Here is an 11,317-nt window from a genome sequence, read left to right as displayed (position 1 = left end):
GTTTGCTGAGCGATTGCCACGTCCGTGCCCGACGGCTGAGCGTGGTATGATCGGGGACAGGGAGTGCCAACCCCATCAATTGCAGTATCGATTTCAGAAAGCCTTCGGCCTGCCGCAACCGCAGGCCGAACACCATGCCCAGGGACAAGGCTGTCTCGATCGCAAGATCAGAATAGCGAGGCTGGCCACCACGGGTCTTGCGTCTTGGAGCTGACCACATCGCAAGCGCCTCCGGTGTCAGCCACAAGGTCAAGCCTCCACGTCGCCGCAGCCCCGCCTCATATTCCGACCAGTTCGTCACCTTGAACTTCATCTTGCCGATGTGATGACGGCGGGCGGCATTGTGTTTGAAAGGCATGACTGCGACAGACCGGCTATTGAGATCCCCGCTCGAATAAATCACGACAACTGAATGATCCGTGCACCAAAGCCTAGAGTTTGCACATCGAGCAGCCAGATCAGAAAGGTATCAGCAGTCTGGCAGGGAACAAGGCACCCGGCGGGAATGCCTACCGATCTCTCCAGGACTAGACGAAAGTGACGGAGCTGCGCTCAGACCTTCGGAAGCGAATAGCGTGTGAGAACCGCGCTGTCTTCGCCCTCAATGGTCACTTCGATGACTTCGTTGACGAAGTCCTGTCCCAGAACGAATTCTTGCAGGATCAGGGCAAACAATTCCCGTTGCAGAGCCGGTAGGACTTGCGGCACTATTATCACCAAGCCTGCATGAAGCTCTTCTTTTGCATAAAGCTTGCGAAAGTCGCGAGCGTTGTTCGTCACGAATGTGAAATCCTCGGCCACGATCCGCGGCATTAGATCCCAGTCCGTTTCGCCGCTCAAACCCAGCCAGTTAACATGGGAGCAGTCGTGGCCGGCGCCTTGGGCCACGGCCACGAGAGACGTGTGAAGGCATTCGTCTATCAGAAATTTCACGATGCCGAGCCGGACGAATTAGAAGTGGTCCCAAGACGCAAACGCTTTGTGGACGTCGCCTTCAAGCCGAGTTCAGACAGCTTTCGCGGCCGGCCCCTTGCCGGATGGGCGGCAGCCCAGATTTCGGCAGACTCGACCATTCCTGGGCTGAGAGACGGATAGCCTTCAAGAATTTCCGATGTACTAGCCCCCTGAGCTTTCATCGCGGCGATCATTCTCACTGGAATGCGGGTCCCATTGTAAACCGGCTCTCCACCCATGACTCCTTTGACAATCTGTATCACCTGCTCTGCCTGCCTCAGTGCTTCAGCCCGTGCCGCTAACTGTTCACGGGCGCGCGCAACATCCACAATGAGATAGTCGTCCGCCCGGACCGTATCCGCGTCGGGGTTCTGATCGATGGTGTCGAACAGCCGTTTGCGGCGCTCGGCAGATAGGATTGACCCCACCCCATACCAGAGCTTCAGCCGCAGCAGATCGTCATCATTAAGCGCACGCCCTTCGCCCCCGACAAACTGCGCAATGATCCGCTTGTCGATGGCGTTGTGCACCGACTTCACTGCGATCTCGCTCAGAGCTGCGGCTTCAGTCGGCGTATAGGCGCGTGAAACAGCCATAATCATTCTCCTTGTGGAGAATATATAATGCGATGAACCCTGATAGTAAAGTCCTCACATTCCAAGTTTTCTGCAATCTCTTTTCAGTCACTCATCCAGGGCTAGATGTCCAAGTTGTGTTCCTTTCCGAAAAGCAGATAAATTGTAGTCACTTATCTTTGATACGCGCAGTCAACGTCGTGGCCGGCGGTTCACATCCTTTCAAGGCGAACACGTTCCTTACGCGGCCCAGTAAGGAACGTATCTCGCGTTTCTCCTGCCTTGGTCCGGGTCTGCCAGTGCGATGCGGCGAAGTTTGATCGATTCCGCGATAATCGCGGAGACTGCGCGGCTCTTATCAGTTCCTCAGCAAGGACGCCGTCGTTCGGCTCGGCCCTCTATGAGGTAGGGTTCAAGCCACTTGGGAGGCGTATCAAGATCGCGCCGCGGAATGAGCGGCCCTCCCTGCAACCGCACAGATAAAAAAGGCTGACGTCCAAAAGAGACTATCCCTTTTTCCATAGATCTCTCCGGCATTCAGCGCGCTTTTCGCGTACACCTCATCCGCCTGGGTGCCTGCGAGGTGGCTGTTCGCGACCAGCCCATTAAGTTAGACCACCGCTACGCTCAACGAGCCCAACACCCAGACAACACTAATGAGAGAATTTGGACGGTCGGAGATCATTCCTCGGACGATATCACGCTCTTCAAGACGATGGCGTGGTTGTGCTCATCATCATGCGCTGCGTAGAGTAAACTCACGATCGACTTTGATCCTAAGGTTCGCAAATTATCCACTGCGGGATTCAATCTAAGTTCTGATGTGTACCGCACTGCAAATTCCTCCCATCGATCAACACGATGGGCGAACCATTTGCGCAATCCAGGGCTTGGAGCGATTTCTTTCATCCAGACATCTATTCTGGCGTCTTTCTTAGTAAGACCGCGAGGCCAAAGCCTGTCCACCAAAACGCGGATTCCATCTGATTCCGCGGACTGCTCGTAGATTCGTTTGATTTTGAACGGCAGGATATACTCCCCGCGGAAAGGTTGAAATCAGAAGCCCCCAGCCGCAATTGCAGCGCCAGTGACTGCGGATGCGTGCTCCGACACCAGAAAAGCAATCAACCTGGCGATCGCGCTTGGCGGGACCCAGCTCCCAGTGTCGGCGTCGGGCATGGCGGCCCGGTTCTCCGGGGTGTCAATGGTTCCGGGAAGGATGCAGTTGGCAGTGATCCGATGTATTCTGTTTTCTGCCGCGATCGCTTCCGTCAGACGAATGACCGCCGCTTTGGATGCGCCATACGCGGCTTGCCGGCCACCTGCCTTTAAGCCTGGAGAAGCTGCTATGTGGATGATACGTCCATGCTGGCGCTGCTGCATGCTTGGAAGGACTGCGGCGCTGATGGAGTAGGCCGTGCGCGCGTTGAGCATCATCAGAGCATCCCATTGATCGATCCCGGGTGCATCGACAGGTCCCATTTTGAACCCACCAACTGTATTGACCAAGGCATCGATGCGACCGAACCGGTCATGTGCCTTTTGAGCGGCGCACAGGCACGACGTCATGTCGGTCAGGTCGACTTCGACGCCGAGTACATCAGGACCGGAGGGCAGGGACGCGACCAACGCGGCAACGGTTTCTTGATTGCGATCGACGCACACCAGGCGCGCGCCCTTTGGGGCAAGCTCTTCCACCACCGCCCGGCCGAGATTTCCTCCCGCTCCCGTGATCAAGACGACTGGCTGTTCCATTTCGCGTCCCTCGTTTCCAGGCAATGTCCGACCGAACATTGGCCCAAGAGAATTCTGATATTGCCAATATGGCCAATGGACCCTTGCTCCAGGCTCACCGGCAACCGCGTCCGAACCGTGTGCATTCACAGCTCACTGGTCTCCGAGCGTCGTGGTATAAAATCCAAGCCGCGTTTCGACATCCTTGTTTGTCTGCAGACCCATCTTCATCAGCTTCGTGATATTCGCCTGCGCCTGCGGTCTTTGCACGGATGTGATGAACGCGTCCCATCCGGCACCGATTTCAGGGTCGGATGGCAGGCTGGCGAAGTTGACCAACCGTTTGGTGTCGGCGATCGCCTGCTTGTCGAACTTGGAAATGCGGGTCGCGAGCGCATCGACGAAACCGTCCAGTTCATCGTCCGGAAGAGAACGGTTCACATAACCGTATTTGTCAGCCAGATCGCCATCGATGTCGTCGGAACCCAGCAGCACCTCCAGCGCGCGTCCACGGCCCATCAGCCGGGGCAGCCGTGCCATAGGTCCGCCTCCGGGAACCAGGGCAGCTCCGACTTCCCATTGCGAGAATATCGCCTTTTCCCGGCTGGCAAACCGCATGTCGCTTGCAAGCGCAAGTTCGCTCCCGACTCCCGTGGCCCGTCCCCGGATCAGGCTGATCGACACAACGGGTGCCCGGCTCAATCGCACGAGCATGTCGGGCAGCGGATGGAGACCCGTGGGGCCGGATGGCATGTCGGTCGATGCGGACAACGGAGGAACGAAATCGTAATGCGTGAGGAAGAAGCCCGGGACAGCGCTCTCGAACACGACGACCCTCAAGTCACGATCGGATTCGATCTCGTTCATGACTTCAGTAAGCTGTGGCAGGAAATCCGGCCCGACGATGTTGAACGGCGGATTGTCGAACGAAACTCGCCAATAGGAAGGCGACCTGTGCTCGACGAGGACCTGCCGTTTGACAGCTGGCAGTGTGCTTGATTGTTCTGGAGGTGTCGCCTCGATGGCAGCTGAAATGGTTGCCTGACCCGCATACGCGGTAAGCGAAACTGATAAGGCCAGCATCGTTGCAATCATTAGCTTGGTCTGCGGTCGTGCCGGGGCGGTGGATAGCGTTAGGGCTGTACGGCTTAAATCCTTGAACATGTCTGCCTCGCTTGTGACTTCTGTTGAGGGAGTTTCGTTGTCCGGCCGCCGGAGCGGCAATCAGATGGAATAGTCACCATTTGCCGACATGCGCGCCACCATCGACGTGGAGCACTTCCCCCGTCACGTTGGGAGCCTCGGTCAGATAGACGACCGCATCGACGATCTCCTGGATTTTCGACACGGTCCCCATCGGCGAACGCATTTCGACATCGGCCGTCGAAGCGCCATCGTGCATGGAAGTGTCGACGGTTCCTGGGGCCACCGCATTGAACCTGATCTTTTCGCGCGCGAATTCAATCGCGAGGTTCCGGGTGGCTGAGTTGATACCGCCTTTGGTGATCATCGCCACGGATGCATTGACGCGCGCGATCGGATGATCGGCGAGCGACGCCGAGATGCTGACGATGCTACCGCCGGATTTCTGGCCAATCATCTGCTTGACCGCCGCCTGGCTCATAAGCAGGAAGCCATCCACATTCGTGGCGGAGAGCTTTCGGAAATCGTCTATGGTGTAATCCAGAAAGGGTTTGGTGAAGTAAATTCCGGCATTGTTCACGAGCGCGTCGATCGAGCCGAAGCGTTCGCGCGCCGTCTCCGCCGATCGCCTGGCGGTTGCCGCGTCGCCGACATCGCCCTCAACCAAGGCCAGCTTGTCTGACGCTACAAATGGGCGGCCAACGCTGATCTGGCGTGAAACGGCGACGACGTTGTACCCGCGCTCGAGGAAAGTATTGACGAGCCCTGCGCCTATTCCCTTAGCCGCCCCGGTGATGAGGATTGTCTTGTCGCTGTCCATGATCGTTCCTTCCATCCGCGGGGGACCTCGAGGAAAGGCCCCGGATGTAAGCAGAGAACGATGGAACGCTGAGAGAAGCTATTGTACGATGGTGTTCCCGATACTATCGGATCGGTTTCCAAACACACTATTTCAAATGGTCAGCCCTGCATCGCCGATACCCAACCGAGCGGCCATGTTCACCAGCTCTGGAAGCGATCGCGCATTCATCTTTCGGGTTACATTTCCACGATGTGCCTTGACCGTGACCTCACTGATCCCGAGTTCGAACGCGATCTGCTTGTTCAGCAACCCGGTGACGACCAGAGCCATGACCTCCCGCTCGCGCTTGCTCAGCGCGCCGTATTGGTCGCGCAGGCACCGCATCTCGTTTTGCTGACCCGCAACGACGGCGCTTCTGGCGATGGCGTTCCGGATAGCTTCCAGCAGGGCGTCGTCGTCAATGGGTTTCGTTAGAACCTCGACCGCTCCAGCCTTCATCGCCCGCACGGTCATCGGGACATCGCCATAACCGGTGATGAAGATGATTGGCATGTCGCTCTGGTCAGCGGCTATGAGTTGCTGGAGTTCAAGCCCATTGAGATCAGGCATGTTGATGTCCAGCAGCAGGCACCTTGCGCACTGCTCCAGGGGGTAGGAGAGGAACTCGCTGGCCGATCTGAAGAGCATGGGTCGCCAGCCTTCGGTCTCGATCAAACCCTCCAGGGACTCGCGGATGGAAATGTCATCGTCGACGACGAACACGGTCGGCCGACCGTCGGTCTCGACCAAGGGCATGAACGCCTTGCGCTCGATGTTTGTCAGTTCCCTGTACATATTTTTCTCCCAAGTTGCCAAGCTGGCGATTTCGTCCATTTAATCTGGGGCCGTTCCGGGGCTGTGCCGGCCTGCACCAAGCTGCATCTGTCTCTGCAGTTCAGCTTCCAGGCTTTGGTGTTCAGGCAGTTCAAATACGAACGTTGTTCCCTGTCCGTCATTTGCTTCCGCCCAGATGCGCCCCTTGTGGCTCTCGATGATCGATCGGCTGACTGAAAGGCCGATGCCCATCCCCTCATGCTTTGTGGTGTAGAAGGCGTTGAAAAGCCCTTCCGGGTCCGATCCAAAGCCTGCACCAGTATCCCGGATGATCATCCGCACGTTTTCGCGATCATCGCGCGTTGTTCGGACCAGAAGCTGGCGTGACCAATCTGACCGACCCGCCCAGCATCGTCGGGATGACATCGTTCCATGGTCATCTCGACGGTCGGCCTCAGCGTGCTTGGGTATCCGATCAGACGGTAGGTTTCTTCTGACCACACAATCTCGCTCGTCGAGACGTTCCACCACGTGCTGCCCGTCATTGACAACCGTTGCGCCTGGGCGAGGAAGGCGGCACTCCTGTTCAGGTCGGCTTCCGCCCGTTTGCGCTCGGCAATCTCTTCGGCAAGCCTTTGGTTTGTCGCCGCAAGCTCTTCCGTCCTTTGCGCAACCCGCCGGTCAAGTTCTTCCGAATGGTGCCGTTGCCGACCATGCAACTGGGCTTCATTCATGCCGAGCGATATCTGGTTGCCGGCCACATTCAAAAGCAGGCGCTCTGTTTCAACCGGAAAGCTCGGTCGTCTTGCTCCTGCGATGAGGATGCCTGTTTGGCCGTTGATGCCGAACTTGGTCTGCATGACCGAAAGCATGAAGCCGCCGAAGTCAATTCTCGCGTGCTCGGGCCAATCCGACATAGTCGCGCCGAACGATCCCACCAGCGTCTCCACGATGTCATGCGGCCCGGAAGCTGATATAAGATCGGAAACCCACGTTCCGTCGACCGGCGCTCCGTCATGCCCAAACGCCAGTTTCACATACAGAAAGTCGACATCAAGCATTGCGGGAAGGACATCGAGGAGAGCCGGCACGATTAGCCCGCCGCCAGCCCACATCGCTGGGAGTGCGATGAGGGTAAGGAGATCGCTCATGCAGCGTCGAAGCCGTACGGTCTCGTCACCAGTCTGCTCACGCTGCTCGGTCATCCGATCTCCGATCAGGACTGTTGAGGGTTCTCCGGGGAGGCACGTCGCTCGCGCAATTCCGAAAGAAAATCTTTCGGGGCGACATAGAATGGATTTTCTTGAAGCAGTCCGCCCACGATGATCATCGGGTGGGTGCGCATGATATCGACAATCGCGTCGCCGCCGAACTTCGCGAGATCGTAGACGCAGATCACCGCGTCGTCGTGGCTCTGCCAGACATCGTTGACCCGTGCTTCGAACTCGATGACATCGACAATGTTGACTGTATCGCTCGCCGCCCAGTCCATATGGCAAACTATCCGGCTGAGCGGAAAGCCGCCCGTTGTCTCTGCATCCGCGACGCTCTTGAACGTCTCAAACATCCGGTCCTGGTCGAAATGACCGTCGGGCTGGTAGAATTCCGTGTTTTCGCGAAGCTCAAGCTGCCCCGAATGCATGGCAGCCTCCGTGTCAATCCCGGCAGCTCCAAGCCTGCTCATATGGTCAGCGCTATTCGCAGGGTTGATGATGTGGAGGGCCTTGTCTCCACATTCAAATCCCTCCTTGATGAATGGCATCAGCACGCGATAACCCTCTTCCGCACTGTTGCAAAATGCGCAAACGTGGCGGTTTCGACCAAGGCGGTGTCCAGCAAGCCGAATGGGCGACGCAGTTCCCATCACGAGGCCCCCTCTCCGGTGGCTCCGTATGGCGTTGCTGCCGCGGCCGCTCGGGCTGCCTCACCCTTACGCGCGGAAACGTGCACCAACCGGAAACCCGGGTCTATTGTGCTTTGGTGTCGGTTTCGCGCGCGCAACTTAGCACCTGTTCGATGCGTAGGGTACTACCTAAATTTGACAATCCGGGCCTTATTCCGCTCCTTTCGGGCTATGCATGCGCCTATCGAGCAATCGCGGACGGAAATCGGCACATAGATTCAAGGCATCCCTTCCGAGTAAAATGCGAGGAACTCCGGTGAACCGTTTTTGTGCATGGGCCGTTGTGGCTGCGCTCGCCAACCCTTCCATCTCTACCGCGGCCAGCTCCGATCCACCGGCGCTGACTGGTTCGGGTGTCGCCGACAGGCTCTACAGGCTGGACTGCGGTCATTCGGTCGCCAACGACGAGTCGGTATGGACGCCTGGCGAGAACGTCGGAAAGAGCATCGAGTTCTCATCCACCTGCTATCTGATCAAGCACGGGCGTGATGTGATCATGTGGGATACCGGAGTGCCGGAGGCGACTGTGAACGATCCCAAGGGATGGTCGACACTTCCGAGCCTGATCGTCTACCATGTCGAGCGGACATTGACCTCGCAACTTGTGGAAATCGGACTGGCACCGGGGGACGTGACCTACGTCATTCTTTCCCACTCCCATGGCGACCACATCGGCAACGTCAAGCTGTTTCCCGATTCAGAGGTTATCTTGCAGAAGGCGGAATTCGACTGGATCAACTCAGGGCCGCAGGCCGATCCCAAACTGAACGCGCTGACAGCACTGGCGCGTGAACTGCTAGGTCACCCGAAGAAACTGAGGTTGATCAACGGTGATCTCGACCTTTACGGAGACGGCAGCGTGGACCTGATTTCGACACCCGGACACACGCCCGGCAGTCAGTCCCTGATGGTCCATCTGGCAAAGAGCGGCTATATCATTCTGTCAGGCGATGTCGTGCATTCGAAGGGCAATTTTGAGCGGAGAACAGTCCCTTCGCTGAATACGGACAGGGCACAGTCGTTGGCGTCGATGCAGCGTATTCGCAGCATCATGCAGACGCGTCACGCGCAGATGTTTATCAATCATGACAAGGCGCAGACGGATCAGCTAAAATTGATCCCCGACTTCTACGATTGAACAAAACGTTTGACGCACATGCCAGGGAGTGTGTCACGCGAATGCGCTCGGACAGGCATACAAACCGGGAGAACCGCCTGTCATGATGAACAGGATATCAGAACCCGCTGCAATGCGTTCGGCGTTGATATCCGCAATCAAGCCTGCGAATGCCTTTTTTCCGCTGTAGACCGGATCGAGGAGCAGCCCTTCCGAGCGAGCCATAAGCCTGACAGCATTCGCCATGCTGGAGGTTGGGATTCCGTATCCGCCACCCAGTTCCTCGTCGCTGATGTTCAGGACCTCGGGACCGATCATTGTTTCGGTGCCAAGCAAGTTCAGCCCATCGTTGACTTTCCCGGCTGTCGCGCCAATCGCAGATACCTGGGCTGTCGCGACAGTGTGCGCTCGTATCGTCATCGGATCATAGCCTTTGATAACCATGCCTCGCAGCAAGACCTGCATGCGTGCAGCCGCTTCCATTTGGAATGACAATCTGGTCGAAAGAGATATCGAGCTGTTTGATTGCTCCGCTATTTCGAAGGCGCATGCGACATAACCAAGGCATCTGACGGGCGTCGAGCCGCCGAGAGCGTTGATAAACACCTTTTTCCCACGACGGGATAGCTCGGCGGCCAGCTTTTCGATCATCTCATCGGCGTGACCGCCTTCGGGGAACGATGTGAATTCCCGCGCCCATAAGCTTGTCAAGAAGTATTCCCGTTGCCTAGCTAAGAGTGATCATCGCGAGGAACCATCTGTGAGAGCACCAACTCGCAGCCCAAGCCGAGCTTGGCGCACGCGGCGGCGGTGAGCCGTGCAAAATTGGACTGCAAGCCACCCACCGCGATGACCGTATCGCAGCCTTCCGCCAATGCCTGACCGAAGAGAAATTCGAGTTTGAAGTTTGTTGCCGCCGCCGCCGAGCGAGCTGAAGTCGTCCCGCTTCGTCCAGATACGAACGTCTCCTGTGCGGTCGCCAAGAACGCGTTCGACGCCCTTCAACCGCTGGATCGGAGTTGCGCCATCCATCAGCCGAACCCGAGGGAATATGTCCAGTTTTTTGGTATTTCGCACCGAGAGTTCTCAATCGCGGCTCCAAGCGAGCCCGGACCACGACGGCGGATCAATTCTACGACCATATCGGCATGGTAAAGGCGCGGTAGCTACGACGCTAATAGTGCGCGCTTCGCCCGATAGTGGACGGTGGGCAGCCCGCCCCATCCCCAGTTGTCCAGGTCCACCTCCTCGATCACCACGTAGGTCGATTCCAGCGGTTTGTTCAGGACGTCAAGCAGCACCTGGCTGACACCGGCTATGATGGCGGCCTTTTCTTGCGCGGTGACCGAACTGCGGTCAGGTCTTGTACCTTCCCGGGTCACCTGTACAGTTACGATCGGCATAGGTGCCTCCTTTGGAGCTGATGTTGAACTCTGATTTACTTTGCAATCGCGCATCACGTGCCTGATCGGCGTGATAGCGTTTTTCGATCAACGAACGACGCCCCAGACCGCCTCGGTCAGCTGGTCTGTGAAACTTGTGTCGCCACGCTTGCCGGGCACCGATTGCCGTCGGGATCGCTGAACGTAGCGTACGACGCGTAGCTTTTTCGCTGCGGATTGGGGCCGGCGGCGATACCCTTACCGTTTGAATGATGGAACACCCCGCCCACATCGTGGAAAAGGTCACTCACCTCGATTCCACGGCGGATGAGGTCTTTGCCCGCAGCCTCAATGTCCGCGACAATCAGATGCATACCCTCGGCCGACCCCGGCTTGGCGGCGGTGATATTTTTACCGAACATCACCGAGGATTCGGATGCATGCGGTGTGAACTGGACGACGCGATAGTTTTCGCCTGACACGAAATCGATATCAAGCCGCCAGCCCAGGTCGCTGTAGAAGCGCTTGGCGCGATCGACATCCGATTCTGGAATGACCAGCAGCTCGAATTTCATTTTGACCGGCAAAGAGCGCGGGGTATCCTCCGCGGATTTGCTCTCGATCTGCACATCATTCATGGCTGCCTCCCTGAGGTCTTCTGTTCCCACCACGCAGGAACGGCTAGAGCAACTGTTCCTCCGGACGTTATGGCGGCAGCAGAATGCTCGCAATTGGACCATCGTCGCGGCGATACCATCGTCTAGCCGATACCATTGTCCGATGGCCGCCCAAGATCGAAAGCCACAGAGTGTGGTTGTCCCAACTTTGGCGAGGAGGCACTTATGGACGCGATTACGAAACACGCCCAAATCCGGGTAACGAAAAAATCCAGGA

Annotated in this window: 16 protein-coding genes; 1 reads left to right on the top strand and 15 read right to left on the bottom strand. The window is 57.4% G+C overall.

The genetic code is table 11. From position 1 onward, the window contains the following. From CPY51_RS05805 to CPY51_RS05755, 11 genes are all read right to left on the bottom strand, one after another. The coding region (locus tag CPY51_RS05805) for a transposase (RefSeq protein ID WP_195909434.1) at positions 1–358 on the bottom strand (358 nt) is incomplete at its 3' end. Between the two features lie 194 nt (positions 359–552). After that, a complete protein-coding gene (locus tag CPY51_RS05800; RefSeq protein ID WP_111159280.1) occupies positions 553–933 on the bottom strand; it encodes a DUF5615 family PIN-like protein in 381 nt (126 codons plus the stop codon). Then, positions 930–1,556 (bottom strand): DUF433 domain-containing protein, encoded by a 627-nt coding sequence (locus CPY51_RS05795; RefSeq protein ID WP_420820668.1) that lies wholly within the window; start codon positions 1,554–1,556, stop codon positions 930–932. The genes CPY51_RS05800 and CPY51_RS05795 overlap by 4 nt, the downstream gene beginning before the upstream one ends. A gap of 654 nt (positions 1,557–2,210) precedes the next feature. After that, positions 2,211–2,546 (bottom strand): DUF488 domain-containing protein, encoded by a 336-nt coding sequence (locus CPY51_RS05790; RefSeq protein ID WP_420820669.1) that lies wholly within the window; start codon positions 2,544–2,546, stop codon positions 2,211–2,213. Between the two features lie 39 nt (positions 2,547–2,585). Next, positions 2,586–3,284 carry an SDR family NAD(P)-dependent oxidoreductase gene (locus CPY51_RS05785; RefSeq protein ID WP_111159276.1) on the bottom strand — a complete coding sequence of 233 codons (699 nt, stop codon included), beginning with the start codon at positions 3,282–3,284 and terminating at the stop codon, positions 2,586–2,588. A 132-nt stretch (positions 3,285–3,416) separates the two neighbouring features. Further along, positions 3,417–4,346, bottom strand: coding sequence for an enoyl-CoA hydratase/isomerase family protein (locus CPY51_RS05780; protein ID WP_244598472.1), 930 nt, complete (start codon positions 4,344–4,346; stop codon positions 3,417–3,419). A 154-nt stretch (positions 4,347–4,500) separates the two neighbouring features. Then, complete coding sequence (locus tag CPY51_RS05775; protein WP_111159282.1) at positions 4,501–5,226, bottom strand: SDR family NAD(P)-dependent oxidoreductase; 726 nt, start codon at positions 5,224–5,226, stop codon at positions 4,501–4,503. Between the two features lie 132 nt (positions 5,227–5,358). Beyond that, the gene (locus CPY51_RS05770) at positions 5,359–6,042 is read right to left on the bottom strand and encodes a response regulator transcription factor (RefSeq protein WP_111159272.1); all 684 of its coding nucleotides are present in this window, start codon (positions 6,040–6,042) and stop codon (positions 5,359–5,361) included. A gap of 39 nt (positions 6,043–6,081) precedes the next feature. Next, positions 6,082–6,357: an ATP-binding protein gene (locus CPY51_RS33715; RefSeq protein WP_275540451.1), complete on the bottom strand. Its 276-nt coding sequence runs from the start codon at positions 6,355–6,357 to the stop codon at positions 6,082–6,084. Continuing rightward, entirely contained in the window at positions 6,354–6,959 is a 606-nt protein-coding gene (locus tag CPY51_RS05760; RefSeq protein WP_146260080.1) for a hypothetical protein, read from the bottom strand. The genes CPY51_RS33715 and CPY51_RS05760 overlap by 4 nt, the downstream gene beginning before the upstream one ends. A gap of 278 nt (positions 6,960–7,237) precedes the next feature. After that, positions 7,238–7,885 (bottom strand): MEDS domain-containing protein, encoded by a 648-nt coding sequence (locus CPY51_RS05755; RefSeq protein ID WP_111159266.1) that lies wholly within the window; start codon positions 7,883–7,885, stop codon positions 7,238–7,240. Between the two features lie 295 nt (positions 7,886–8,180). Here CPY51_RS05755 and CPY51_RS05750 point away from each other — a divergent pair, with 295 nt between their 5' ends. Beyond that, the gene (locus tag CPY51_RS05750; protein WP_244598470.1) at positions 8,181–9,062 is read left to right on the top strand and encodes an N-acyl homoserine lactonase family protein; all 882 of its coding nucleotides are present in this window, start codon (positions 8,181–8,183) and stop codon (positions 9,060–9,062) included. A gap of 33 nt (positions 9,063–9,095) precedes the next feature. Here CPY51_RS05750 and CPY51_RS05745 read toward each other — a convergent pair whose 3' ends face one another. The 4 genes from CPY51_RS05745 to CPY51_RS05730 all read right to left on the bottom strand — a co-directional run bounded on the left by CPY51_RS05745 (position 9,096) and on the right by CPY51_RS05730 (position 11,061). Then, positions 9,096–9,752 carry a pyridoxal-phosphate dependent enzyme gene (locus CPY51_RS05745; protein ID WP_111159262.1) on the bottom strand — a complete coding sequence of 219 codons (657 nt, stop codon included), beginning with the start codon at positions 9,750–9,752 and terminating at the stop codon, positions 9,096–9,098. A 20-nt stretch (positions 9,753–9,772) separates the two neighbouring features. Then, the gene (locus tag CPY51_RS05740) at positions 9,773–10,024 is read right to left on the bottom strand and encodes a hypothetical protein (RefSeq protein WP_111159260.1); all 252 of its coding nucleotides are present in this window, start codon (positions 10,022–10,024) and stop codon (positions 9,773–9,775) included. A gap of 183 nt (positions 10,025–10,207) precedes the next feature. Continuing rightward, positions 10,208–10,444, bottom strand: coding sequence for a tautomerase family protein (locus tag CPY51_RS05735; RefSeq protein WP_111159258.1), 237 nt, complete (start codon positions 10,442–10,444; stop codon positions 10,208–10,210). A gap of 116 nt (positions 10,445–10,560) precedes the next feature. Beyond that, a complete protein-coding gene (locus tag CPY51_RS05730) occupies positions 10,561–11,061 on the bottom strand; it encodes a VOC family protein (RefSeq protein ID WP_244598468.1) in 501 nt (166 codons plus the stop codon). Positions 11,062–11,317: the final 256 nt, after the last annotated feature.

It is taken from the genome of Arminella tubonensis, assembly GCF_003240585.1.
GTDB classification, from domain to species: domain Bacteria; phylum Pseudomonadota; class Alphaproteobacteria; order Rhizobiales; family Rhizobiaceae; genus Rhizobium; species Rhizobium tubonense.
The sequence above is the reverse complement of the archived record's forward strand: the minus strand, read 5'-3'. Positions and strand labels throughout refer to the sequence as shown.